This is a genomic window from Streptomyces torulosus, assembly GCF_001419765.1.
GTDB classification, from domain to species: Bacteria; Actinomycetota; Actinomycetes; order Streptomycetales; family Streptomycetaceae; genus Streptomyces; species Streptomyces torulosus.
In genome coordinates, this window is sequence record NZ_LIRK01000053.1 from 1 (window position 1) to 24,461 (window position 24,461).

The following is a 24,461-nucleotide window of genomic DNA, read 5'->3' on the forward strand; positions in this document are numbered from 1 at the left end:
CCGTCCTCGTCCCCCTCCTCCTCAGCCGCGGCTACCACGTCAAGCGGGACATCCCCGAGATGGCCGCCGACAGCGCGGTACGCGCGCGTGTCGCCGCCCCGCTCGGCCCGCACCCGCTCCTCGTGGAGACCCTGCACGCCCGCCTCGTCGAGGCCGGCTGGCGCACTCGCATGGACGCCGAGACCCGCCGTACCAGCGCCGTCGTCCTCGCCGCGGCCGGCTCCCGCGACCCCGAGTCGAGGGTCGACACGGGCCGCACCGCCCATCTCCTCGCCGAACGCCTCGGCGTGCCCGTCGTCCCCGCCTACGCCACCACCGCCGCGCCCACGGTCCCCGACGCCGTCGCCGCCCTCGCGGCCCGGGGCCACACCCGGGTGGCGGTCGCCTCCTGCTTCACGGCCCCCGGCCGTTTCGCCACGGAGTGCGCGCAGGCGGCCCCCTGGATCGCCTCGGCCCCCCTGGGCACCCACCCGGCGATGGCGAGCCTGGTCCTGCACCGCTACGACGAGGCCATGGCGACCCCGGCCGCGACGAGGGAACGGACGCTGGCGACGGCGTAGGGCGCCGCACCACGAGAGGGCACGTGTACAAGGGGCGCGGGGCCGTATCGAATGTGCGGCTCCGCCGCGTGGGCGCGACAAGCAACGACGCACCCGCACCCGCCCGACGACCCAACCCGGCAGCCGAGTAGGCACCCATTTGTCACACCCTCCCCGTACTGTCGAATCATGGAAGGCACCGCACCCCCCGACCACGACACCCCCGCGAGCCTCGACGCACCGGCCGGCTACGACCCGCCCTCCGCAGAGCGCTACGCCCCGGAACACGACAAACGCCCAGGCCGCACCGCCTTCCAGCGCGATCGCGCCCGCGTCCTGCACTCGGCGGCGCTGCGCAGACTCGCCGGCAAGACCCAGGTGGTCACGCCCGGCACCCGCACCCCCGCCTGGGACGCCAGCCCCCGCACCCGCCTCACCCACTCCCTGGAGTGCGCCCAGGTCGGCCGGGAGCTGGGCGCGGCCCTCGGCTGCGACCCGGACCTCGTCGAGGCCGCCTGCCTCTCCCACGACCTCGGCCACCCCCCGTTCGGCCACAACGGCGAACAGGCCCTGAACGAATTCGCCGAGGACTGCGGCGGTTTCGAGGGCAACGCCCAGTCCCTGCGCCTCCTGGCCCGGCTCGAACCCAAGCGGTTCGTACGGTCTCCCGAGTCCGGCGACCCCGTCAGCGTCGGCCTCAACCTGACCCGCGCCACCCTGGACGCCGCCACCAAGTACCCCTGGCCCCGGGGCGCCCACCCCACCGACCCGGCGTCCCCCAAGTTCGGTGTCTACGAGGACGACCGCCCCGTCTTCGACTGGGTCAGAAAGGGCGCCCCCGACGGCCGTACGACCTTCGAGGCGCAGGTCATGGACTGGTCCGACGACGTGGCGTACTCGGTGCACGACATCGAGGACGGCCTGCACGCCGGGCACATCGACCCGGGCTGCCTGCACGCGGAGCCCGAGCGGCAGGCGGTGTTCCAGGTGGCGCTCGGCCGGTACGTGCCCGCCGACACCGACCCCGCCGAACTGGCCGAGGCCCTCGACCGGCTCCTCGACCAGGAGTGGTGGCCGCACGGCTACGACGGGACGGCCGTCGCACAGGCCCGGCTGAAGGACGCCACCAGCCAGCTCATCGGCCGCTTCTGTCTCGCCGCCGAGGGTGCGACCCGGCAGACGTACGGCGGGGGGCGCCTCACCCGGTACGCCGCCGAACTGGTCGTCCCGCGCGGCGCGCGCCTGGAGTGCGCGGTCCTCAAGGCCGTCGCCGACCGGTACGTGATGCAGCGCGCCGAGCAGGAGCGGCTCCGCGCCGACCAGCGCGTCGTCGTCGCGGAGTTGGCCGAGGCCCTCACCGCCCGCGCCCCGGACGGGCTCGACCCGCAGTTCCGCACGCTGTTCGACACGGCGCCGGACGACCGTGCCCGCAAGCGGGTGATCGTCGATCAGATCGCCTCCCTCACCGACGCGTCGGCCCGCTCGCTGCACGCGAGACTGACGAACGCGACCGGCAAGGGGTGAGCGACAGCCCGTGACCGACAGTGCACGACCGGCGGCCCGTGACCGACGGCGTGTGACCCACGGGGCGTTTGGGGCATCCATGTGACCCTCCGTGGCCTGATCGGGTCACTACCTCTTCCCGCATCACGCTCTGTGCGGGACGCTCGCAAGTGGACGCACCCTCAAGAGGAGGCATCAAGTGGTCGACGCGGATCAGACATTCGTCATCGTCGGAGGCGGTCTCGCCGGCGCGAAGGCGGCCGAGACGCTCCGAGCGGAGGGTTTCACCGGCCGCGTGATACTGATCTGCGACGAACGCGACCACCCGTACGAGCGCCCGCCGCTGTCCAAGGGCTATCTGCTGGGCAAGGAGGAACGCGACAGCGTCTTCGTCCACGAACCGTCCTGGTACGCGCGCAACGACATCGAGCTGCACCTCGGCCAGACCGTCGACAAGATCGACCGTGCGGCGAAGACCGTGCACTTCGGGGACGACGGCACCTTCGTCCACTACGACAAGCTGCTGCTGGCGACCGGCGCCGAGCCCCGCCGCCTGGACATCCCGGGCACGGACCTCGCGGGCGTCCACCATCTGCGCCGCCTCGCCCACGCCGAACGCCTCAAGGGCGTCCTCGCCGCCCTCGGCCGGGACAACGGCCACCTGGTCGTCGCGGGCGCCGGCTGGATCGGCCTGGAGGTCGCGGCGGCGGCCCGCGAGTACGGCGCCGAGGTCACCGTCGTCGAGCCGGAGCCCACGCCCCTGCACGGCGTCCTCGGCCCCGAGCTCGGCAACCTCTTCGCCCAGCTGCACCGGGAGCACGGGGTGCGCTTCGCCTTCGGCGCGAAGCTCACCGAGATCGTCGGCCAGGACGGCATGGTCCTCGCCGCCCGCACGGACACGGGCGAGGAACACCCGGCGCACGACGTCCTCGCCGCGATCGGCGCGGCGCCCCGCATCGGCCTGGCCGAGGCCGCCGGACTGGAGATCGCCGACCGGGCGCACGGCGGAGGAGTGGTCGTCGACGAACGGCTGCGCACCTCCGACCCGTCGATCTACGCGGCCGGTGACGTCGTGTCCTTCCCGCACCCCCTGTTCGACACCCGGCTGCGGGTCGAGCACTGGGCCAACGCGCTGAACGGCGGCCCGGCCGCCGCCCGGTCCATGCTCGGCAAGGACGTCACCTACGACCGGGTGCCCTACTTCTTCTCCGACCAGTACGACATGGGCATGGAGTACTCGGGCTGGGCGCCGCCCGGCTCGTACGACCAGGTGGTGATCCGCGGGGACGCCGGGAAACGCGAGTTCATCGCCTTCTGGGTCAAGGAGGGACGCGTCCTCGCCGGGATGAACGTGAATGTGTGGGACGTCACGGAACAGATCCAGAAGCTCATCAGGTCACGGGCCCGGATCGACGCGGACGCGCTCTCCAACCCCCAGGTCCCCCTGGACGGGCTGATCGCTGCCCCCTAGCTGTCGGTGCGCCCCCGTAGAATCACCGCGTGGCAGGACGGATCAACGACGAGGACGTGAAGGCGGTACGGGACGCGGTCCCGATCGACGCCGTGGTGTCCGAGTACCTCCAGCTGCGCAACGCCGGCGGGGGGAACCTGAAGGGGCTGTGCCCCTTCCACGACGAGAAGTCGCCGTCCTTCCAGGTCAGCCCGAGCAAGGGACTCTTCCACTGCTTCGGCTGCCAGGAGGGCGGCGACACCATCACGTTCGTGATGAAGGTCGACCACCTCTCCTTCTCGGAGGCCGTCGAGCGGCTCGCCGCCCAGGCGGGCATCACCCTGCGGTACGAGGAGGGCGGGTACAACCCCTCCCACCAGCGCGGGGAGCGCATCCGTCTCGTCGAGGCCCACAAGATCGCCGCCGAGTGGTACGCGGAGCAGCTCGCGACCAGCCCCGAGGCCGACACCGGGCGGATCTTCCTCGCCGAGCGCGGCTTCGACCAGGCCGCCGCCGTCCACTTCGGCGTCGGCTACAGCCCCCAGGGCTGGGACCACCTCACCCGCTACCTCCGCGGCAAGGGCTTCACCGACAAGGAGCTGCTCCTGTCCGGGCTCGCCCAGGAGGGCCGCCGGGGTCCGATCGACCGGTTCCGGGGCCGACTGATGTGGCCGATCCGCGACATCGGCGGCGACGTCGTGGGCTTCGGCGCCCGCAAGCTGTACGAGGCGGACAACGGGCCGAAGTACCTCAACACCCCCGACACCCCGATCTACCGCAAGTCCCAGGTCCTCTACGGCATCGACCTCGCCAAGAAGGACATCGCCAAAGCCAGCCGGGCCGTGGTCGTCGAGGGCTACACCGACGTCATGGCCTGCCACCTCGCCGGGGTCACCACCGCCATCGCCACCTGCGGCACGGCCTTCGGCGGCGAACACATCAAGATCCTCCGTCGGCTGCTCATGGACAACGGCTCGGCTCGGGTGATCTTCACCTTCGACGGCGACGCGGCCGGCCAGAAGGCCGCCCTGCGCGCCTTCGAGGACGACCAGAAGTTCGCGGCCGAGACCTACATCGCCATCGCCCCCGACGGCATGGACCCCTGCGAGCTGCGCCTGGCCAAGGGTGACGACGCGGTGGCCGAGCTGGTCGAACCCCGCACCCCCCTCTTCGAGTTCGCCCTCCGGCACATCGTGGCCCGCTACGACCTGGAGACCGCCGCCGGGCGCGCCTCCGCCCTCGACGAGGCGGCACCCGTCGTGGCCCGCATCAAGAACAGCGGCGCCCAGCACGAGGTCGCCGTGCAGCTCGCCGGCATGCTCGGCATCCTCGACACCCAGTTCGTCGTCAAGCGCGTCGCCCAGCTCGCCCGCTGGGCCCGCGACCGCGGCGGCAAGGGCCCCGCTCCCGCTCCCCAGCAGCCCGCGCAACCGTACGAGACCGCCGTCCGCCGCCCCTCGGGCCCCGCCCTGGTCCTGCGCAACCCCGTCTACGCCACCGAGCGGGAGCTCCTCAAACTCGCCCTCCAGCGGCCCGAGTTGGTGGCCCCCGCGTTCGACGCCTACGGGATCGACGAGTTCACCGCCGCCCCCTACGCGGCCGTACGCGAGGCGATCATCGAGGCGGGCGGTGTCGAGTTCGGCGTCGAGGACCCGCAGGAGTATCTGGTGCGCGTCCGGGAGGCCGCGCCGGACGACGCCGTGCGCGCCATGGTGACCGAGCTCGCCGTCGAGGCGATCATGCGCAAGACGGTCGACGAGATCTACGCCGGCGCCCAGCTGGTCACCGTCCGCCGCCGCGCCGTCGAGCGCCGCGTACGGGACGTCCAGAGCAGCCTTGCCCGCCTCGGCGCCCACGGCGACCCGGCCCAGCTGGCCGCCGTGCAGAACGAGTTGTGGGTGCTCCAGCAGTACGACCAGGCCCTGCGGGAGAGGGGCGCGGAAGCGCTCTAGAAGAGGGGAACATCCCCGGCGCACTTGCCAATCGGGCGCCGGTCCCCGCAGGTCGCCCCGGTTCCGTACGCGCTTCAAGCTGTTTCACGGCCTGTCAGCGGCCCACTCGTCCGTGAGAGTAACCGTGGGGTCACGGACCGGACGCAAAAAGTCACCGCACGCCCCTCGTGGCGGCTGTGTGTCGTACTCCACACTGGGTTCCGGTGCCTGAGTCCTCGGAGCGCGGCCGACCCGTCCCCCATGGGTCCGAGATCCCCGCGGTTCCGCTCGATGAGTACGGGATGGAGGGCGGACAGGCCGCCCGCGCCATCCCCGACATACCGCTGCCGTACGCGTCAGCAGCGACATCCCTGGAGGTCGCCCCCGTGCAGACCCAGACCCTCATACAGAACGACACCACGGCCCTGAGTACCGACGGCGCGCAGCCGGGCGTCGAGACCGAGGTGATCCGCGCGGTCCCGGCCCAGAGCCGCGCCGTGCACCACCCCGAGACGGCGCCGGAGCCCCCGCCGGACGCCGACGAGCCGCCCGCGGCGGCCGTGGAGGCCATCGAGACGGCCGAACCCGAGCCCGTCGAACTGCCGCGCCGCACCGACACCAGCGCCCCCTCCTCCGACCTGTTCCGCCAGTACCTGCGGGAGATCGGCCGCATCCCGCTGCTCACGGCGGCCGAGGAGGTGGAACTGGCCCGCCGGGTGGAGGCCGGCCTGTTCGCCGAGGAGAAGCTCGGCACCACCCCCGACCTCGACAGCCGGCTCGCCCTCGACCTCGACCGGCTGGTCGTCCTGGGCCGTATGGCCAAGCGCCGCCTCATCGAGGCGAACCTGCGGCTCGTCGTGTCCGTGGCCAAGCGGTACGTCGGCCGCGGCCTGACCATGCTGGACCTCGTCCAGGAGGGAAACCTGGGCCTCATCCGGGCCGTCGAGAAGTTCGACTACGCCCGCGGCTACAAGTTCTCCACGTACGCGACCTGGTGGATCCGCCAGGCCATGTCCCGCGCGCTCGCGGACCAGGCCCGCACGATCCGCGTCCCCGTCCACGTCGTGGAACTCATCAACCGGGTCGTCCGCGTCCAGCGCCGCATGCTCCAGGAGCGGGGCTACGAGCCGACGCCGGAGGAGGTCGCCGCCCACCTCGACCTGCTGCCCGAGCGGGTCAGCGAGGTGCTCCGCCTCGCCCAGGAGCCGGTGTCCCTGCACGCCCCCGTGGGCGAGGAGGACGACGTGGCGCTCGGCGACCTCATCGAGGACGGCGACGCGGCGAGCCCCGTGGAGTCGGCGGCGTTCCTGCTGCTACGGGAACACCTGGAGGCGGTGCTGTCCACGCTGGGGGAGCGTGAACGCAAGGTGGTGCAGTTGCGGTACGGGCTCGCGGACGGGCGGCCGCGGACGCTGGAGGAGATCGGCCGGATCTTCGGGGTGACCCGGGAGCGGATACGGCAGATCGAGTCGAAGACGCTGAACAAGCTGAGGGACCACGCGTTCGCGGATCAGCTGAGGGGTTATCTGGACTGAGGGGCGCCCAGGGGGACGGGGGTGCGCCTGTCGTTGGCGGGTGCGCGTTCGTGGGGGCTGGTCGCGCAGTTCCCCGCGCCCCTGGAAAAGCAGGGGCCTGCGGCCCCGTGCTTTTCCGATGAAGGCCGGGCCGCAGGCCCAAGCCTTCAGGGGCGCGGGGAACTGCGCGAGAAACCACAACGGACCCGCACCCGACAACGCGCCCCCAGGAGGGCCGGCGCCTCAGTCCACCTCGGCGACCGCCTCCGCGAACTGCGCCTTGTACAGCCGCGCGTACGCCCCGCCCGACGCCAGCAGCTCCTCGTGCGCGCCCTGTTCGACGATCGAGCCGTTCTCCATCACCAGGATCGTGTCGGCGTCCCGGATCGTCGACAGCCGGTGCGCGATGACGAACGACGTCCGCCCGTGCGCCAGCTTGGCCATCGCCTTCTGGATCAGCACCTCGGTCCGGGTGTCCACGGAACTCGTCGCCTCGTCCAGCACCAGGATCACGGGGTCCGACAGGAACGCGCGGGCGATGGTGATGAGCTGCTTCTCACCCGCGCTCACCCCGGTGCCCTCGTCGTCGATGACCGTGTCGTAGCCGTCCGGCAGCGTCCGGATGAACCGGTCCGCGTGCGCGGCGCGGGCCGCCTCCTCGATCTCCCCGCGCGTGACCTTGCGCGCGGTGGACGCCCCGTACGCGATGTTGTCCGCGATGGTCCCGCCGAACAGCCAGGTGTCCTGGAGGACCATCCCTATCCCGTCGCGCAGCTCGTCACGGGACATGGACGCGACGTCCACGCCGTCCAGCGTGATCCGCCCACCAGTGACCTCGTAGAACCGCATCAGCAGGTTGACCAGGGTGGTCTTGCCGGCGCCGGTGGGCCCCACGATCGCCACCGTGTGGCCGGGCTCGACCACCAGCGACAGGTCCTCGATCAGCGGCTTGTCCGGCTCGTAGCGGAAGGAGACGTGCTCCAGCGCCACCCGCCCGCGCAGCTCCTCCGGCCGCACCCCGGGCACGGCGTCCGCCGCCTGCTCCTCCGCGTCCAGCAGTTCGAAGATCCGCTCGGCGGAGGCGACGCCCGACTGCACCAGGTTCGCCATGGACGCGACCTGCGTCAGCGGCATCGAGAACTGCCGCGAGTACTGGATGAAGGCCTGCACGTCACCGATGGACAGGGCGCCGGTGGCCACCCGCAGTCCACCGACCACGGCGACCAGCACATAGTTGATGTTCGACACGAAGAACATCAGCGGCTGCATGATCCCGCTGTTGAACTGGGCCTTGAACCCGGCCTCGTACAGCCGCTCGTTCTCCTCGGCGAACTGCTTCGCCGACTCCTCCTGCCGACCGAACACCTTCACGAGGGTGTGCCCGGTGTACATCTCCTCGATGTGCGCGTTGAGCTTCCCGGTGGTCCGCCACTGCGCCACGAAGTGCGGCTGCGACCGCTTGCCGACGCGGGTGGCCACCACGAACGACAGCGGCACGGTCACCAGCGCGACCAGCGCCAGCAGCGGCGACATCCAGAACATCATCACCAGCACACCGATGATCGTCAGCAGCGAGTTGACGAGCTGCCCCATCGACTGCTGCAGCGTCTGGCCGATGTTGTCGATGTCGTTGGTGGCCCGGCTGAGCACCTCGCCGCGCTGCCGCTTGTCGAAGTACGACAGCGGCAGCCGCGACAGCTTCGCCTGGAGCTCCGCCCGCAGGTGGAACATCGTCCGGTTGATGGCCCGGTTGGAGAGCCGTGTGGCCCCCGCCATCAGCAGGCCCGCGACCAGGAAGATGCCGAGGGCAACCAGCAGCACGGCGCCGACGGCCTCGAAGTCGATGCCCTTGCCCGGTGTGAAGTCCGTGCCGGACAGCATGTCGGCGACCCCGCCGTCACCGCGCTCGCGCATCCCTTCGAGGACCTCGGCCTTGGTCCGGCCGGCCGGCATCTCCCGTCCGACCACGCCCGCGAAGACCAGGTCGGTCGCCCGGCCGAGGATCCACGGGCCCAGCACCGACAGACCGACGCTGATCACCGCGCACACGACCATCGCGTACATGGTGAACCGCTCGGGCTTGAACTGCGCGAGCAGTCGTTTCCCGGACCCCTTGAAGTCCATGGACTGCTGATCGGGACCGCCCCCGGCTCCCGCCATGCGTCCCAACGGCCCGGCCATCAGGCTGCCTCCGCTTCCGTCAGCTGGGAGAGCACGATCTCCCGGTACGTCTCGTTCTCGGCCATCAGCTCGTGGTGCCGTCCTGTCCCGACGACGCGGCCCTCGTCCAGGACCACGATCCGGTCGGCGTCCCGGATGGTCGCCACCCGCTGGGCCACGATGACGACGGTCGCCTCGGCGGTCTCCTGCGACAGGGCCGCCCGCAGCGCCGCGTCCGTCGCGTAGTCGAGCGCGGAGAACGAGTCGTCGAACAGATAGATCTCCGGGCGCTGCACCAGCGTCCGCGCGATCGCCAGCCGCTGCCGCTGACCGCCCGACACATTGGTGCCGCCCTGCGCGATGGGGGCGTTCAGCCCGCCCTCCAGCCGCTCGACGAACTCCTTGGCCTGCGCCACCTCCAGCGCGTGCCACAGCTCCTCGTCGGTGGCGTCCGGATTGCCGTAGCGCAGGTTCGTCGCCACGGTCCCGGAGAAGAGATACGGCTTCTGCGGCACCAGGCTCACGGTCCTGGCCAGCAGCCGCGGATCCAGCGTGCGGACGTCGACGCCGTCGACGAGCACCTCGCCCTCGGTGGCGTCGAACAGCCGGGGGACCAGCCCCAGCAGCGTCGACTTCCCGCTGCCGGTCGACCCGATGACGGCGGTCGTCTCACCCGGCCGCGCCACGACCTCGATGGACCTGAGCACCGGCTCCTCGGCCCCCGGGTAACGGAACCCGGCTCCCCGGATCTCCAGGTGCCCGCTCCGCCGCAGCTCCCGCACGGGCGCGAGGGGAGGCACGACACTCGTCTCGGTGTCGAGGACCTCCTGGATGCGCTCGGCGCACACCTCGGCGCGCGGCATCATCATGAACATGAAGGTGGCCATCATCACCGCCATGACGATCTGCATCAGATAGGCGAGGAAGGCGGTGAGCGCACCGATCTCCATCCCGCCGCTGTCGATCCGGTGGGCGCCGAACCACACCACCGCGATCGACGAGAAGTTGATGACGGTCATCACGATCGGGAACATCAGCGCCAGCATCCGGCCGGTGCCCAGGGACACGTCCGTCAGCTCGGTGTTCGCGGTGCGGAAGCGGTCCTTCTCGTAGTCGTCCCGGACGAAGGCCCGGATGACCCGGTTTCCGGTGATCTGCTCGCGCAGCACCCGGTTCACGATGTCGAGCCGCTCCTGCATGGTGCGGAACAGGGGGCGCAACCGGCGCACGATGAGGCTGACGGAGATACCGAGCACCGGCACGACGGCCAGCAGCACGCCCGACAGCGGCACGTCCAGACCGAGCGCCAGCACGATGCCGCCCACGCACATGATCGGCGCGGACACCACCAGGGTGAACGTCATCAGCACCAGCATCTGGACCTGCTGGACGTCGTTCGTCGTCCGCGTGATCAGCGACGGCGCCCCGAAGTGACCGACCTCACGCGCCGAGAACGACTGCACCCGGTCGAACACGGCCGCCCGGATGTCCCGGCCGACCGCCGCCGCCGTACGGGCGCCGTAGTACACCGCCCCGATGTTGCAGACGACCTGGACCAGCGAGATCCCGATCATCAGCGCGCCGAAGGCCAGGATGTAGCCCGTGTCGCCCTGCACGACACCGTTGTCGATGATGTCCGCGTTCAGTGTGGGCAGGTAGAGCGTGGCGCACGTCTGCACGAACTGCAGCAGCACCAGCAGGGCGATGGGTTTCTTGTACGGACGTAGATGACTTCTGAGCAGTCGTATGAGCACGCGAGATCTCTCGGAGTCGGCGACGGGATGGGATGCACCACCCCCCATCGTCGGACACTCCACCCGCGTTACCTCAACCGAATTAACCCAACGGTGAAGGATCGATGGCGAGTCCTTGAGGTCGTCGCGGCCGAGGAGGACCGCTCCGCCGGGCGCTCAGCCCCGGAACGCCCCCGGGTGCGTCTGTTCGCGGACCGCCACGTACTGCTGGCGCACCGCCTGCCCCACGGCCAGTTCCTCGCCCGGCTCCAGGATCTGCGCGGCCGCCCCGGGCCACATCGGCGGCGTCCGCGGGTCGAGCGTGCCCTGGGACACCCCGAGCGCCCAGGCCGCCTGCCGCGCGGCGCCGACCGCCGCGTAGTCCGCCGGCTGCGGCACGACCACCTGCACCCCGAACAGCGCCGGCGCCGCCGCCTGCACCGCGGGCAGCTCGGCCGCCGCACCCAGCATGAAGATCCGCCGGACGTCGACGCCGCGCCCCCGCAGCACGTCCAGCGCGTCCGCGAGCCCGCACAGCATGCCCTCGAACGCGGCCCGAGCGAAGTGCTCCGGCTTCATCGACTCCCGCCGCAGCCCGGCCAGCGTCCCCGCCGTGTGCGGCAGGTTCGGCGTCCGCTCGCCCTCCAGGTACGGCAGCATCACCAGCCCGTGCGACCCTGGCGTCGACTTCAGCGCCAGATCGGAGAGCCCCTCCAGGTCCGGCACGCCGAGCATCTCGGCGGCGCCCCGCAGCGTCCGTACGGCGTTCAGCGTGGTGACGACCGGAAGGTGCATCCCCGTGGCGTCGGCCAGCGAGGTGATCATCCCCGAGGAGTCGACGAGCGCCTCGGTGTGCACGGCCATCACGGACCCGCTGGCGCCCAGTGACACCACCGCGTCACCGAGCCCGATGCCGAGCCCGAACGCGGCGGCCATGGTCTCGCCGGTGCCGGCGGAGATGAGGAGCCCCTCCGGCGTCGTACCGGCGGCGTCCGAGGGGCCCAGCACCTCGGGGAGCATCACCTGGTGGCCGAGCGCCATCTCGACGAGGTCGGTCCGGTACTGGCCGGTCGCCGCGTTCCAGTAGCCGGTGCCCGAGGCGCCGCCCCGGTCGGTGGTCCGCCGCACGGGCCGCCCCAGCAGCTGCCACACCAGCCAGTCGTGCGCCTGGAGCAACACGGCCGTCCGCATGGCCGCGTCCGGCTCCGTACGGCTCATCCAGCGCAGCTTCGTCACCGGCTGCGCGGCCCCCGGCACGCACCCGACGGCCTCCGCCCACGCGCCGCGCCCCCCGAGCGCGTCGATGAGGTCGGCCGCGGCGACCTGGGAGCGCTTGTCACCGCCGACCATCGCCGGGCGCACGGCGTTGCCCTGCGCGTCCAGCGCGACCAGCCCGTTCTGCTGCGACGACACCCCGATCGCCTGCACGCCCTCCAGCAGCCCGCCGCCGGCCGCCTCGCCCAGGGACAGCAGCCACGCCTGCGGATCGACGTCCGCGGGACGCCCTCCGTTCGGCGCGGGCTCCACCGGGTGTGGGGCATACCCCTGCCTGAGCACGGCCCCTGTGTCCGAGTCACAGACGACAATGCGCGTAAATTCGGGCGAACTATCCAGCCCGGCGACTATCCCCATGGCAGAAATTCTGCCGCACGGGGAGGGGTGTGGCGTGCCGTGGAACGAGGGCCGGGGCCCACCGGGGGATACGCACGTCGGCGACCGGCCACGATGGGCCGATCGCCGACGTACGAGCGAAATCTCTCCGATCCCGACGGAGCGACCGGGCGCCCGCCGGCGCCCCGCCCGTCCGGTCGAGGCCGGGTGTCACCGGCGCCCCGCCCGTCCGGTCGGGACCGGTGGTGCCGGTGCCCCGGCGGTCCCTCGGACGCTAGGTGTTGCTGGTGCCCCAGTCGTCCGGTCCCGCGCCGTTCGCGTTGCGTTCCCGCAGCGAGCGGACCCGGCCGGCGACGGACTCCGGCACGCGGTCGCCGACCTTCTCGCTGACCACGTGGTACGCCTTGCCGGCGAAGACGCGCCCCTGCTGGGCGGCCGACTCCGCGGTGTTGCGCACGGCCGGGTTCTGTGCGACCTGCCGGGCCGACTTTTTCAGCTGTTCGTAACGCTCGCGTCCGGCGCGTGTGCCCAGGACGTACCCCAGGGCCAGTCCGGCAAAGAACGTGAGCCGATAGCGCATGGCGGCCACCCTTCCCTTACGTCTGCGTCGGTCCCTTGCGTTGCCCTGCGCGGGCGGCGGGCGCGGGGGATACCGATTGGCGGAGCACCCCCCTGCTTGCGCTAATGTATGTGTCGCAGCGAGCGCACGCCCCCTGGCGAATACCCAGGTAGGTACGTTCGATGCAACGAGGCATTCCTCCGTAGCTCAATTGGCAGAGCAGCCGGCTGTTAACCGGCAGGTTACTGGTTCGAGTCCAGTCGGGGGAGCTCGGTCCTCCGTAGCTCAATTGGCAGAGCAGCCGGCTGTTAACCGGCAGGTTACTGGTTCGAGTCCAGTCGGGGGAGCAGCCTGAACGAGGACCCTACGGGGTCCTTTTTCATGTCCGGGGGAACCGCGCGGGCCGCGTCGTGGTCTCCATGGTCAAGAAGCGCACGCGTGAAGCCGACCATCCGAAGCAGGAGATCGTATGAGCGGCTATGCTGCGGCAGACGGCGCGCACACATGTACGCGACACGCCGCTTGGGGCGGTAGCTCAGCCGGTTAGAGCAGCGGACTCATAATCCGTCGGCCGTGGGTTCGAGTCCCACCCGCCCCACCACTCGCTACGCGAGGAGAAACCTTCTGACCAGCAGCTTAGCTGGTTGGGGGCGACAGTCGAGAGATCTTGGCGGCCCGTCCCGATCATGGGATCACGCATGTTGGGACAATGTTGGGACGCAGGTCACGCGGCGGGACGGAGCCCCTCCTCTGGCTTATCGCCTTCGGTGTCCCCGCCTGTCTTGGACGCCTCACCCTGTGCCTTCGATCGCGTCGGCTTCTGTCGCCGGGGACCGACCTTCTTCGAGCGGGGTACGACGGCGCTAGTGGACTCCGCCTCGGCGGTCAGGAGCTGAGGCAGGACGCTCGTGTACGTGTCTGAGGTGATCTGGCGGGAGCTGTGTCCCAGCCGCTCCTGGACGACCTTGATGTCCGCCTTGCCGAGCAGCGCCAACGTTGCCGACAGATGCCGCGTGTCGTGCAGGCGGATCGGAGGTAACCCAGACAGTTCGACCAGCCGGTTGAACCGCCGGCTGATCCAGTCGGGGTGGAGCGGCTCGCCGTTCTCGTGGGTCCAGACCCGGTTGCTCTCAACCCATGCCTTCTCCCCGGACCACTGCTGACGTTCCTGTTTCTGGGTCTCGCGCCACTCGGCCCACAGCGCGCGTGTCAGCGTGTCGAGCGTGACAGTGCGCACACTGTCCTGTTTCGGGGCCTCGTCGTACATCCGGTAGGCGATCTCGACGACCTGTGCGGAGACGCGGAACCACGAGCTGCTCAGGCTGACCTCGCTCCACGGCAGCGCACACATCTCACCGCGCCGAGGTCCTCGGAAGATGAACCCGTGCCACATGCCGTACAGCCTGTCGTCGGCGATGAAGTCCAAGAACTCGCCAGTCTGCTCCGGGGTCCAGACCATGACGGGACTGGGTTTCAAACCCGTGCGCTTCCACTCTGCGACCCGTTCCGGCGTCCAGACCAGTGCCTTGGGCCGCTTGACCGGCGGCAGCTCGACCATCGCGGCCCAGTTCTTCGTGTAGTCGCCGCGCTTGATGCCGCTGCCCAGGAACGAGCTCAGGGTGGCGTTGATACGGTGCATCGTGGAGGCGCTGGTGATCTTCCGCTTGCCCTTGCGGCCTTCGCGGAGGGCGGCGTTGGCATCGAGGTAAGCGAGGCGCGTGGCACGACGCTCCTCTGTGTTCCCCGCAGCGCGGACCCACGCCGTGTAGGCGGCGTCGCGAGCTTGCTGCAACTCGACTATCCGGCCGTGGTGGATCAGCCGCTCGGCGTTCTCTCGCTCGATCGCGCCGTACATTGCCTCGACGTGCCGCAGCTTGAGGTCCCGGCGTTTGATGTGCCCGAGGTGAGGTTCGAGGTAGAGCCGGACGTGCTCCTCATACCCGTGGAAGGTCGTGCGCGCCAGGCTCCTCTTCCTCTTGAGCCACGCATCCAGGTCTTCCTTCACGGTGGCGTTACTGAGCACATCTGTGCCGTCGACGGATTCCCGGTAGACCTCGGCCGCCTTGGCCTGCGCCGCGTCCTTCGTGGCGAAGCCACCTCGCCGCACGCGCTGTCGCTCGCCACCCTCGCCCGCTTCGAGTTCGAAGTAGAAGTACCAGCGGCCGTGGCTCTTCTGCTTGAGCTTGGGGCAGCCCGCGCCGACCAGGCGCCGCTTCGGTTTGCCGTCGTCGTTGAACACCGGTTTGCCATCATCGCCGATCACATCCTCTCGGCAGGCGCATTGCCGGTAGTAGCTGGGGTTGAACACCTATGGCTCCTTGTCGTCTCCGCTTGTGGATCTTCTGTGCCGGTCTATGTCGACCGATCCCCTATCTTGCCCCAACACTCCAGTGTTGGCGTATCCTTATGGTGTGTTGGCGCGGGGGAGATCGCGACAACGGGAATGACAACGAAGGACGCTTCTGCAGCTACGAACTCCGGGGCCAGCGCGATGACCCGGGAAGAACTGCTCGCGCTCCCGCCGACGGTGAACGTCACGACGGCTGCTCGGGCGCTGGGGATCGGTACGCACAAGGCTTACAACTTGATCAAGAACGGGTCTTTCCCCGTGCAGACGCTCCCTCTGGGCAGCACGGTGAGAGTCCCTACTGCTGCACTCTGGCGCGTTCTGGGGGTGACGCCCCCGGAGTAGTGACCTGCGTAGCCCTTGGTCAGCCGGTCCTCTCGGGTTCATAGCCGCGGTACCGGTGCTGTGGCCTAGGATTCGGGCGGCTACAGGGCGTATGAGACGAGAACGGACCACCGCATGCCACGGCTCTACGGTTTCGACGATCAGTCGCGTCAGCGGCTGCGTGATGACGAAGTGGACCCGCTGCGCCAGATGGTCAGCCGGGCGCTGGTCGACTTGTCCGTGTCCAATGCGGAAGTCGCTGTCTGGGCGAACGGACAGGGATACCGGGGGACGCTCGGCGGTGAGTGGAAGGACGCCTCGGTCGGACGGCTCTTTCGTAACCCGTCGATCGCAGGACTGCGCTACGACGAGGATGGCCAGCTCGTCGACGCCGGCCACCCGGGCGTCATCACCCGTGAGGAGTTCGAGGCACTGCTCGCCCGTGAGCAGCACCGGAAGATGGGCGACCCGGAGCAGCCGTACGACTACCTGCTGACCGATGGCGGGTGCACCTGCGGTCAGTGCACCCATGCGCTTCAAGGCGCGCGGACCAACGCGGGCACTCCTGGCTATCGCTGTCGTCCGAAGGACAAGAATGGGCGAGGAGGTTGCGGCGAAGTCCGTATTGACGCGGAGCTGTTGGAGAGTCACGTCGGTGAGTACGTCGTGGCGGAACTCCTCAAGCCCGGTGTCCGCGCCCAGATCCTCGAGGCCCAAGCCACTGTGCGAAGGCTGGCGGAGAACCTTGATCGTGAAATCAAGGACCTGGAAGCGCGGCGTACCGAAGTAGGGACCCTGTACGGAACGCGTCAGATCAGCAAGGACGCGCTCGTGGCTGCCGAGAAGCAGATCGCCGACAGCCTCAAGTTCGCCCGATCGCGGAACAGGTACGCGGAGCAGATGGCGAACTTCTCGCTGGGGAGGGCGAAGGATCTGGTGAGGTGGTGGAACGCTGCGCCGACTGCCTCGAAGAGGGCCATCACCACATTGCTCTTGGAGAACGTTGAGGTCTTCCCAGCGAGCGCCCGCGGCGTCCGAACGCTTGAGCCAGGGCGCGTCGTCCTCCACTGGCGCAAGCTGGCCGACCTCTCAGCCGGGTCAGACGATGCGGGCGGCGAGGCGCCTGCCGATCATCGCCATGGTCAGGCCGGTGATTAGCGTGATCACGGCGAGCCCGGCCAGGACGGGCGAGATGGCCTCCTCCGTCTCCAGCGTCCAAGGGTGCCCGAGGTAGTTGGCAACCAGGTATGAGCCCTTGCTGGCGGCGTACCCAGCTCCGAGAAGGGCCGACACTGTAGACAGCCCCAGCCCGCGAGCCGACCAGGAATGTCCGCCCCGTCGGGCGACGATCGCCATCCCGGAGCACAGGAACGCGATCTCGCCGCAAGTGATCGCGACGTAGCCGAGGTAGATCAGTAAGTAGACGGTGACGCCTGGGATGCTGGCGTATTCGGTCGTGAACTCGATGCTCTCTTCGGTGGTGTAGGCGAACAGTGGCAGCATGGCTGCGAGGACGCATGCCGCGAAGGCGATACGCGCGTAGAGGCTGGCCTTGAGTACGTCCTGGTTGTACGACCAGTCCACGAGCATGAGTTGAAGGCTGCCGCACCAGAGCACGGCGCAGATGTGAGCGCCGATCTTCGCTGCGTTGTTCATGCCGGTCACGGACTCGACGAGCTCTTCGACTTGCGGCACGGCAAGGATCACGCCAACTGTGCAGACGCCGAAGGCCGTGGTACGGGTCAGTCGAGCGATGCGGTACTCGACTTGATCCCGACGGCGCCACGCCTCACGGGCGGAGAGCGCAGTGCCCGCTAAGCCGAACAGGGCGCAAAGTCCGAAGACGATGCTGTCCATTGGGTTCAGTTTCCTTCCAGGTCAGAGACCGCGCGTTCGGCTGCTTCGGTGAAGCTGAGGCGCCTTCGCCGGCCTGGCCGCGGTGGTTCCGCGACTGGGGGGAGGGGCTCGGGCACCTCTGGCACATTTAGATCACTGCGTCCGTGTCGCAGCCGGATCTCACGCGCGGCCTCGAGTAGTTCAGCGGCGCCGGTTTCACCTAGGTCGTGGATGAGCCGGAGCGCCTCGCGAGCGTCTTGGTGTTCCTCGTAGACCGATAGGGAGGTCAGGCCGTTGTAACCGGGGAGTAGGTAAGCTACCGGAACACCGAACGCCCTTGCGAGTCCGACCAGTTGGGTGGTCTTCGGGTCCGACTTCACTCCGTTCAAGAGATCGTTGACGACCTGGTGGGTCATCACCGGTTTACCCCCGGGCGTCGCCGCCGTCTCGGCGGCCAGGGCGCGCGTGCTGGGGGTTCTCCCGTCTCTCTGTCGTTTCCTGCTGAGCAGGACGGCGAGCTTGCTGGAGAGAGGGGTGTCCGGGCCGAGCGGCATGTGACGGCTACTCCTCGGTGGTATGGCAGGCCCGGTTGGGCGGAACGTGGCAGGTCAAGTCGTACCCAAGTATCCGTGCAATGAGGCGACGTTGTCTCGCGGGCCTGCCTATTGTCTAGGTTAGTTGACAATGAGTTACCCGCTGGGCAAGATCGGTAGTCGCAGTAGAAAGCGCACTCAGTGCCGGGTTGCCGCCCCCTCTTCCACCTCCCAGGCTGCGAGATCGTGTCCGGCACCCTTCCGACCCGCTGATGTGTGCCGCCAACTTGACTGTGTGGGGATCTAATTGGCTGCCGCTCGTTATGAGGCTGAACACCGCTATGCGGGGAGGGTACGGGTGGGGATCGAGCTGGACCGGGTACTGGCCCGCTTGGAAGAGTCGGGTGGCGTTGAGAACGTCACCTTGGACGAAGAGGCGGCGCTCCTTGCGCTCGGGGCGCTGGCGATCGTTGACCCAAGCCGGGTCGGCTGTGGCGCGCAGCGTCCGGGTGGGGTCGACGCGGGCTGAGCTGGGCGAGTAATCGAACGCGGATCCCTCGCTGGGGTCCGCTTTCGCGCGCCTGACCTGCAAAAACTTCTCGAGAATGTGGACCCACCTCCTGAATGCATATAGAATAGAACTAGAACGAAGGGGGAAAGGAGAAGCCCCCACCGACCTCTTGGAGTCTGAAATGTCGCACAAGTTCGCCACCCTGAAGATGCGTCAGATCCGCCGCAACGAGAACCAGCCCCGCGAGACCTTCGACGAGGAGGCGCTGAAGGAGCTGGCCGGCTCGATCAAGCAGCACGGTCTCCTCCAGCCGATCGTCGTCCGAAAGGTGGCGGAGGGGGGCTACGAGCTGGTCGCCGGTGAGCGCCGCTTCCGCGCCAACGAGATGGCCGACAACATCACCATCGAGGCGAAAGTCCTCCTGCCCGACGGGGACGACGCCGAGATCAGCGATATGGACTCCTTCAAGAAGGCGATGGCCGAGAACCTCAACCGCGAGGACATGCTGCCGCTCGAGGAGGCCCGCGGCTTCAAGAAGGTCCTGGACCAGGAGGAAGGAGCCACGCCCGAGAGCGTCGCGAAGACGTTCTCCAAGTCGGTCCAGTACGTCAACTTCCGTCTGGCCCTGCTGAACCTGCGCCCGGAGATCCAGACTGCCGTCGACATGGGCCACATCGGCACGCAGGCGGCCGTCCAGATCGCCGCGCTCTCCCCCGGCAACCAGAAGGCGGTCTTCGAGGACTGGAAGAAGGGCGACAAGACCGACAACCAGCTGGTCCACATCGCCTACGCCATGCGCAAGCAGGAGAAGGCGGCCAAGCAGGACTCCATGGTCGACGTCGAGGAGATGACCGACGAAGAGAAAGCCGAGCGGAGCCGCACGCAGGCCAAGACCAAGAGTGACCTGGACGCGATCGAGCGGATGTGCACCCTGCTGGAGGACATCGGCAAGGCCGACCCCATGGACCTGGCCAACAGTCTGGAGGGCGAGGTCGGCAAGCGGCTTGAGCAGATGGACCGGGTCGCTGCCCTCGTCCAGAAGGCCCGCTTCCAGCTCCGCCAGGCCAAGGCGCACGCCGACGCCAAGGAGATCATGGTCAACCCCGCCGCTGAGGCGCCCGACCTGGCTGCCGAGGCCGACGCCTTGCTCACCCACTTGGAGCCGAACGCGGGCGACGCCGCGCCGGAGGCGCAGGCCGAGTCCACTCCGGAGGTGGACGAGTCCGCTGCGGAGCCGGAGGTGCAGGCCGAACCCGCCCCCGCCGTCGAGGCGGAGCCCGAGAGCCCGGCCGAGCTGGAGGAAGGCGACTCCGAGACGGTGACCGAGCCGAACGCCGTCGCGGCCTGACCTGTCCGTCAGGGGGCGGCCCACCGGGGCCGCCCCCCTCTCTACGGAGCCTTAGTTCGATGAACCCGATCCCGAGCATGCGCAACATCAACCGCAACCTGTTCGACGTGCCGGCCTCGGCCAACGCCCTGGAGGAGTACGACTCCACCGTGGCCGAACTCGTTCGCCAGGCTGCCAATCACCTGTTCACGGCACGCCATGACGACGATCAGGCGGCCCTGGACGAGGCGTACAACCTGACCCTCCTCGCCGCCGCCGACCTCATGAAGGGTGCCGGTAGGTCGGTGTACGTACGCACCCACATCATGATCACCGCCCGCTTGGTCGAGCTCGAAGCGGCGCTGCTTGCCGCTGGAACCAAGACCGCGGGTGAGCGGGGAGGGCGGACGGCATGAAGCGCCCCGCCCACATCAACGGCTTGAAGACCTGGCCCGACGACGGCACGCTGCCGCCCTCCGTCTGTCACCTCTGTGACACCGACCTGGCCGATCCCTACAATCGGCTCGCCTCCGCGATCTGTGTTGTCTGCGGCTATTGGGTCTGCGAGCTGTGCGATGGCGGTACCGACCCGAACACGGGCGACGCCGTCTGCGACGACCACAAGGGCCATCCGCTCGCCGCCACCTGCACTCAGTACTTGTGATCAGGAGACCCAGCCATGCAGATAGATCCCGATGTCCTCGACGTGATCCGGGCGGCCACGGCCGATGGCCCGATGCTTCGACTTCCCAGTCAGCTCGACCGCAAGCTGTACGAGCGGGTCAACCTCGCCTTGGGCGCGGCGGGTGGCCGGTGGAACCGCTACAAGCGCGCTCACCTCTTCCCCGGTGATGCCGCCGAGGCCATGGCGGGACTGCTCGCCACCGGTGAGGTAACCACCGATGCCGAGCGCGGCTACTATCCGACGCCCGATCCCGTCGTTGAACAGCTCCTGGAGCTGGCCGAGCTCGAACCCGGCTGCGAGATGCTGGAGCCGTCGGCCGGTCGCGGCGCCATCGCCAAGCCTGCCGCCGCCCGCGGCGTCATCGTCGACTGCGTGGAGCTCGACGCCACCCGGGCCGAGCACATCCGCTCTGGCGGGTACGCCCGAAGAGTCATGACCGCAGACTTCCTCGACGTCAAGGTTGAGCGCCGGTACCACCGGGCAGTCCTCAACCCACCCTTCGCAGACCGGCAGGACATCAGGCACGTGGGAAGAGCCCTGCGCTTCGTTCGGCCGGGCGGCCTGGTGGTTGCGGTGATGTCCGGCGGCCTCACCTTTCGCTCCGACCGCCTGACCAAGGACTTCCGCGCGCGTGTCCAGGAGGCGCGAGGCACCATCACGGAACTGCCGGACGACGCGTTCCCCTCCGTAGGGGTGCGTACGGTCGTCGCGGTGATACCGGTCCGGAATGCGACGCCGCCCTCCGGCTTCAACCGGTTCGCGCCGAGAGCCGAGGACTTCCGAGCGCGACCTCGCACTGTCCAGCAGGACCTGTTCCTTGTCGACGCTCCAACAGCCCACGGGACGGCCCCCTTTGACGGACTCGGATACGGAGCAGCCCTATGGGCAGAGATAGATCCCAACAGTGAAGCGTGATACGTTCTATTTCGTTGGCGGGAACGGCCACAGCAGAGGAACCGGCCCGTCAGCACGCCGTGGCATGCGGCATCCCCTTCGGTGTCTGGCGGGTGGCCAATCCCCCGCGCCCTACCCGCCAGGCACCGGCCCCGCACCGAAAGCGGAGCCACCCAGGACGCCGCCAAGATCCACGATCGCGACCGGACCCGCCCCAGCTCACGCTGGGGCGGGTCCCCGTGCACTCAGGAGTGCCATGAACGCAGAGGACTTCAAGGGGGACCCAGGAGACCGGGAGCTGTACGAGCGCCTCCTCGTCGAGCGGGACGGTCCGGTGGCCAAAGTCCTCGCTGAGCGGGACCCCGTCCCTGAACCCCAGGGAGGCCCAGATCCCGACGCAACAAGGCACTTGGCGGAACTCGAACAGGCCCTATCCCCCCGACGCCGAAAGGACACAGCAGCATGACCGCCAAGCAGGCGCCCCAGCCCGAGCCGGAAAACCGGACCCCTCCCGTACCTGGAGCTGTGTGGTGCGCATCCTGTGACTCCTGGTGCCTGCCGCCTGGCATCTGCCGCTGCAATAACCGGTGATGGGCACCCTCCTTCGCCTCGCCGCCGACGCGCTGGCCGCCCTGCTCATGGCGCTTATCGCCGTCATCGCCTGGGTGATCGTCCAGCTCGGCGGCGGCGGGGCCTTCCTCGCGAGCCTCCTTGCCATCCCCGCCTGCGCACTCATGGCAGCCTCCATAGAGCACGCCCAACGTCGGATGAGACGCCGGCCACCCCCGTTCAGGCGGAGTGCTCGATCCTGCGACCATCGCGACGCGGTGTAGATCGTCTACTCTGAGCAGCTGTAGGGCGCGGGGAACGACCTACACAAGGGATCCCCCGTGACGTCGACGCCCGCCAATATCCCCGAACTGCTCCTACCGCTGGCCGTCCCCATCGGGGACCTCACGCCGTACTACCGCAACCCGCGCAACGGCGACCTCCCCGCCATCGCCGAATCGCTCACCGTCAACGGCCAGTACCGCGCGATCGTCGTCAACAAAGGGAACCTCACCGGACGGCCCAATGAGATCCTCGCGGGCAACCACACCTACGCCGCCGCCCAGCAGCTCGGCTGGGAGCAGATCGCCGTCACCTGGGTGGACGTCGACGACAGCGCAGCAGACCGCATCGTCGTCGTCGACAACCGGACCAACGACCTCGCCGGATACGACTCCGTTCTCCTGGCCGAGATTCTCTCCGACATCCCCGACCTCGCAGGCACCGGCTACGACCGCGAGAGCGTAGACCGACTCCTGGACGACACCTCTCTTCCCGAGACTCTCGAACTGACCTCCGACGGCGCCGGCACCGGGGCCGCCGCCACTGTCGACTACCTCCAGTGGGGCTACCTCCAGTGGGAGTCCAAGCGCGTCCGGATCACCTCCGAAGAGGTCGAAGCCCTCAACGCGATCTACACGAAGTTCGTGGACGACACGAACAGCGACCTCGGCTTCGGCTGGCACGTCCTTCAGCACGCCCACCAGGCGGAACAGGAAGGCCAGACCACATGAGCACCGCGCCCACCACGAAGTTCTACGAGGCCTACCCGCTCGACCAGCTTCGCCCTGCCGACTACAACCCGCGCCGACTCAGCGAGACCGCGTTCGTCCGACTCCAGGCATCTCTGCGCCGCCACGGCGTCGTGAAGCCGGTCATCCTCAACGCCGACGGCACACTCGTCGCGGGCCACCAGAGAACCAAGGGACTCAAAGCTATTGGGCTGACGCACACGCCCGCGGTCATGCTCGGCACGAAGGTGCGGCTGCAGGACGAGATCCAGTTCAACCTCCTGCACAACCGAGTCGAGACCGAAGCCAGCGTCGTCTACGCCGAGCCCGGCCCGATCGGCGAATGGGCCTGGATCCCCTGGCAGTCCATCCGCGTTGCCGAGCGCAAGAACCTCAGCTTCGTCAATGCCATCGGCCACATGACCGCCGGCCACGGCCCCTGGGGGAGCGTCGTCATCGATGATCAGGGCCGCATCGTACTGAACGCCGAGTACGCCGTCGTCGCCTCCATCTCCCGATTCGACCTCCTCGCCTGGACCGTGCCCTCGGCCGACGCTGCCCAGCTCCACGCCGACCTCACCGGCGAGTACGGCGTCTACGACTGGACAGCCATCGAGGACAAGGCCCCCGTCTGGAATCAGCACATCGTCCAGCCGAAGCGCCTACGCAAGTTCTCGTCCAAGGCCAAGGCCGGGAAGCTCGCCTACGGGTCCGAGACCTGGGATCAGTTGGTCACGCCCTGGCTGAAGCCCACCCACAGGGTCGTGGACTTCGGCGCCGGATACGGCGACTACGCCAAGCATCTGCGCGCCAAGGGCTTCAACATCCACGACTACGAGCCCTACCGCTGCCGAGACGGCTCGTACGCCGTCGACGTCCGTGCCGTCGTCGGCATGATCCGCGACATCAACACCGACATCCAGACCCACGGCCTCTATGACGTCGTGGTCCTCGACTCGGTCATCAACGCCACCACGTCCGTCGACTACCAGCACTGGGTGCTGACCACCGTCAACGCCCTGTGCGCGGCTGACGGCGTCGTGTGCCTCGGCACGCGCAGCCTTGCCCGCGAACTCCGTGACGAGCAAGCCAAGCGCGTCACCTCCCAGACAGCCACCACGAAGATGAGCTTCCTCGACGAGAACAATGTCGAGATGAACTTCGTCAAGGGGAAGTGGCAGAAGCTCCGCTTCCACACGCCGCAAACCCTGGAAGCCCTGCTCCGGCGCTACTTCAAGGACGTGCAGCTCAGCGACTTCAGCGGCTCCAACCTCAAGGCCACCTGCCGGGGTCCTATCGCGCTCCCCAAAGTGGAATACGAGAAGGCATTCGAAGAAGAATTCAACATGCCCTACCCGAACGGCTTCCGGCACAACAGGCACCTGGAATTGGTGGGAAATTTGATAAAATTGGTATTGGAGAGAAATTCCTCTCTTGCTAATTGA

22 protein-coding genes and 3 tRNA genes are annotated in these 24,461 nt (G+C 68.8%); 18 read left to right on the forward strand and 7 right to left on the reverse strand.

Annotated elements, in window-relative coordinates; all coding sequences use genetic code 11:
• The 5 genes from AOK23_RS04885 to AOK23_RS04905 form a co-directional block, all read left to right on the forward strand.
• On the forward strand, positions 1-560 hold a 560-nt coding region (locus AOK23_RS04885), incomplete at its 5' end, for a sirohydrochlorin chelatase (protein ID WP_055711507.1).
• A 168-nt stretch (positions 561-728) separates the two neighbouring features.
• Positions 729-2,063 carry a deoxyguanosinetriphosphate triphosphohydrolase gene (locus tag AOK23_RS04890; protein WP_055711508.1) on the forward strand — a complete coding sequence of 445 codons (1,335 nt, stop codon included), beginning with the start codon at positions 729-731 and terminating at the stop codon, positions 2,061-2,063.
• A 178-nt stretch (positions 2,064-2,241) separates the two neighbouring features.
• Entirely contained in the window at positions 2,242-3,513 is a 1,272-nt protein-coding gene (locus tag AOK23_RS04895) for an NAD(P)/FAD-dependent oxidoreductase (RefSeq protein WP_055711509.1), read from the forward strand.
• Positions 3,514-3,542: 29 nt separating this feature from the next.
• Positions 3,543-5,444, forward strand: a complete 1,902-nt coding sequence (gene dnaG, locus AOK23_RS04900) for a DNA primase (RefSeq protein WP_055711510.1) — start codon at positions 3,543-3,545, stop codon at positions 5,442-5,444.
• Positions 5,445-5,647: 203 nt separating this feature from the next.
• A complete protein-coding gene (locus tag AOK23_RS04905; RefSeq protein ID WP_055711511.1) occupies positions 5,648-6,958 on the forward strand; it encodes an RNA polymerase sigma factor in 1,311 nt (436 codons plus the stop codon).
• 222 nt (positions 6,959-7,180) lie between these two features.
• On the opposite strand, the gene AOK23_RS04910 is transcribed toward AOK23_RS04905, so the two are convergent.
• From AOK23_RS04910 to AOK23_RS04925, 4 genes are all read right to left on the reverse strand, one after another.
• Positions 7,181-9,118, reverse strand: a complete 1,938-nt coding sequence (locus tag AOK23_RS04910) for an ABC transporter ATP-binding protein (protein ID WP_055711512.1) — start codon at positions 9,116-9,118, stop codon at positions 7,181-7,183.
• Positions 9,118-10,851, reverse strand: coding sequence for an ABC transporter ATP-binding protein (locus tag AOK23_RS04915; RefSeq protein ID WP_055711513.1), 1,734 nt, complete (start codon positions 10,849-10,851; stop codon positions 9,118-9,120). The genes AOK23_RS04910 and AOK23_RS04915 overlap by 1 nt, the downstream gene beginning before the upstream one ends.
• Before the next feature lie 156 nt (positions 10,852-11,007).
• A complete protein-coding gene (locus tag AOK23_RS04920; RefSeq protein WP_079049296.1) occupies positions 11,008-12,462 on the reverse strand; it encodes an FGGY family carbohydrate kinase in 1,455 nt (484 codons plus the stop codon).
• 253 nt (positions 12,463-12,715) lie between these two features.
• The gene (locus AOK23_RS04925; RefSeq protein WP_055711515.1) at positions 12,716-13,021 is read right to left on the reverse strand and encodes a hypothetical protein; all 306 of its coding nucleotides are present in this window, start codon (positions 13,019-13,021) and stop codon (positions 12,716-12,718) included.
• A gap of 175 nt (positions 13,022-13,196) precedes the next feature.
• On the opposite strand from AOK23_RS04925, the gene AOK23_RS04930 reads away from it, so the two are divergent.
• The 3 genes from AOK23_RS04930 to AOK23_RS04940 all read left to right on the forward strand — a co-directional run bounded on the left by AOK23_RS04930 (position 13,197) and on the right by AOK23_RS04940 (position 13,601).
• Positions 13,197-13,269 (forward strand) — tRNA-Asn (locus AOK23_RS04930).
• Positions 13,270-13,274: 5 nt separating this feature from the next.
• Positions 13,275-13,347 (forward strand) — tRNA-Asn (locus AOK23_RS04935).
• A 177-nt stretch (positions 13,348-13,524) separates the two neighbouring features.
• A tRNA-Ile gene (locus AOK23_RS04940) sits at positions 13,525-13,601 on the forward strand.
• A 123-nt stretch (positions 13,602-13,724) separates the two neighbouring features.
• On the opposite strand, the gene AOK23_RS04945 is transcribed toward AOK23_RS04940, so the two are convergent.
• Positions 13,725-15,308, reverse strand: coding sequence for a site-specific integrase (locus AOK23_RS04945; RefSeq protein WP_055711516.1), 1,584 nt, complete (start codon positions 15,306-15,308; stop codon positions 13,725-13,727).
• Positions 15,309-15,806: 498 nt separating this feature from the next.
• Between AOK23_RS04945 and AOK23_RS04955 the strand changes: the two genes are divergently transcribed.
• Positions 15,807-16,829: a recombinase family protein gene (locus AOK23_RS04955; protein ID WP_055711518.1), complete on the forward strand. Its 1,023-nt coding sequence runs from the start codon at positions 15,807-15,809 to the stop codon at positions 16,827-16,829.
• Here the strand turns inward: AOK23_RS04955 and AOK23_RS04960 are convergent.
• The gene (locus AOK23_RS04960) at positions 16,770-17,528 is read right to left on the reverse strand and encodes a hypothetical protein (RefSeq protein ID WP_055711519.1); all 759 of its coding nucleotides are present in this window, start codon (positions 17,526-17,528) and stop codon (positions 16,770-16,772) included. The genes AOK23_RS04955 and AOK23_RS04960 overlap by 60 nt on opposite strands.
• A 5-nt stretch (positions 17,529-17,533) precedes the next feature.
• A complete protein-coding gene (locus AOK23_RS47665) occupies positions 17,534-18,061 on the reverse strand; it encodes a hypothetical protein (protein ID WP_157877938.1) in 528 nt (175 codons plus the stop codon).
• A 337-nt stretch (positions 18,062-18,398) separates the two neighbouring features.
• On the opposite strand from AOK23_RS47665, the gene AOK23_RS47670 reads away from it, so the two are divergent.
• From AOK23_RS47670 to AOK23_RS05000, 9 genes are all read left to right on the forward strand, one after another.
• A complete protein-coding gene (locus AOK23_RS47670; protein WP_157877939.1) occupies positions 18,399-18,569 on the forward strand; it encodes a hypothetical protein in 171 nt (56 codons plus the stop codon).
• Positions 18,570-18,732: 163 nt separating this feature from the next.
• Complete coding sequence (locus AOK23_RS04970) at positions 18,733-19,899, forward strand: ParB/RepB/Spo0J family partition protein (RefSeq protein ID WP_055711521.1); 1,167 nt, start codon at positions 18,733-18,735, stop codon at positions 19,897-19,899.
• Positions 19,900-19,958: 59 nt separating this feature from the next.
• A complete protein-coding gene (locus AOK23_RS04975) occupies positions 19,959-20,294 on the forward strand; it encodes a hypothetical protein (protein ID WP_055711522.1) in 336 nt (111 codons plus the stop codon).
• The gene (locus tag AOK23_RS04980; protein ID WP_055711523.1) at positions 20,291-20,542 is read left to right on the forward strand and encodes a hypothetical protein; all 252 of its coding nucleotides are present in this window, start codon (positions 20,291-20,293) and stop codon (positions 20,540-20,542) included. Before AOK23_RS04975 ends, AOK23_RS04980 begins: the two co-directional genes overlap by 4 nt.
• Positions 20,543-20,557: 15 nt before the next feature.
• Complete coding sequence (locus tag AOK23_RS04985; protein WP_055711524.1) at positions 20,558-21,478, forward strand: SAM-dependent methyltransferase; 921 nt, start codon at positions 20,558-20,560, stop codon at positions 21,476-21,478.
• Between the two features lie 235 nt (positions 21,479-21,713).
• Entirely contained in the window at positions 21,714-21,923 is a 210-nt protein-coding gene (locus tag AOK23_RS47675; protein WP_157877940.1) for a hypothetical protein, read from the forward strand.
• Positions 21,924-22,047: 124 nt separating this feature from the next.
• Complete coding sequence (locus AOK23_RS04990) at positions 22,048-22,290, forward strand: hypothetical protein (protein WP_157877941.1); 243 nt, start codon at positions 22,048-22,050, stop codon at positions 22,288-22,290.
• 57 nt (positions 22,291-22,347) lie between these two features.
• A complete protein-coding gene (locus AOK23_RS04995) occupies positions 22,348-23,019 on the forward strand; it encodes a ParB N-terminal domain-containing protein (protein ID WP_055711526.1) in 672 nt (223 codons plus the stop codon).
• Complete coding sequence (locus AOK23_RS05000; protein WP_055711527.1) at positions 23,016-24,461, forward strand: methyltransferase domain-containing protein; 1,446 nt, start codon at positions 23,016-23,018, stop codon at positions 24,459-24,461. The genes AOK23_RS04995 and AOK23_RS05000 overlap by 4 nt, the downstream gene beginning before the upstream one ends.